The 986-nt window shown below is 64.2% G+C and carries 1 protein-coding gene; it reads left to right on the top strand.

The annotated features are described in order from the left end of the window. Positions 1-12 precede the first annotated feature (12 nt). On the top strand, positions 13-986 hold a 974-nt coding region (locus ABD908_RS27410; protein WP_345002078.1), incomplete at its 3' end, for an IS630 family transposase.

The following is a 986-nucleotide window of genomic DNA, read 5'->3' on the forward strand; positions in this document are numbered from 1 at the left end:
TAGAATGGGAGTATGTCGCGACGCGGACCTGTTCTGCCCGAGGTGACCCTCTCGGGAGAAGAGCGTGAGCAGTTGGAGCGGTGGGTTCGCCGCCGGAAGTCGGCGCAGGATCTGGCGTTGCGTTCCCGGATCGTGCTGGCGTGTTCGACCGGGGCGTCGAACACTGAAGTAGCACAGAGGGTGTCGGTCTCGCTCCCCACCGTGCGGAAGTGGCGGTCCCGGTTTCTGGAGTCTCGGCTGGACGGGCTCGTGGACGAGCCGCGTCCGGGCCGGCCTGCGGTGATCGGCATCGACCAGGTGGAGCAGGTCGTGGTCGACACGCTCGAATCAACACCGAGGCACGCGACGCATTGGTCACGGTCGAAGATGGCCGAGAATTCAGGGCTCTCCGCATCGACGGTGGGACGGATCTGGAAAGCGTTCGGGCTGAAACCGCATCTGGAAGAAGGTTTCAAGCCCTCTAACGACCCGCTGTTCACCGAGAAGGTCTACGACATCGTCGGGCTGTATCTGAACCCGCCGGAGTCGGCGGTCGTGCTCAGCGTGGACGAGAAGAGCCAGGTCCAGGCCTTGGCTCGCTCGCAACCGGCGTTCCCGATGATGCCGGGCGTGCCCGAGCGTCGCACCCACGACTACGTCCGACACGGCACCACGAGCCTGTTCGCGGCGATGAACGTGGCGGACGGCACCGTGATCTCATCGATCCACCGCCGGCACCGGGCGGTGGAGTTCAAGAAGTTCTTGCAGAAGATCGACAAGACCGTCCCGGACGACTTGGCCGTGCACGTGATCTGCGACAACTACGCCACCCACAAACACCCTTCCGTGCAGACCTGGCTCGCCGCGCATCCACGGTTCCAGATGCACTTCACGCCGACCTACTCGTCCTGGATCAACCAAGTCGAACGGCTCTTCGCGGAAGTCACCCGCGAGCTACTGCAACGCGCCGACCATCGCAGCGTGCAAGCCCTCGAGAACGACCTCCG

Source organism: Tsukamurella soli (assembly GCF_039541155.1).
Taxonomy (GTDB): domain Bacteria; phylum Actinomycetota; class Actinomycetes; order Mycobacteriales; family Mycobacteriaceae; genus Tsukamurella; species Tsukamurella soli.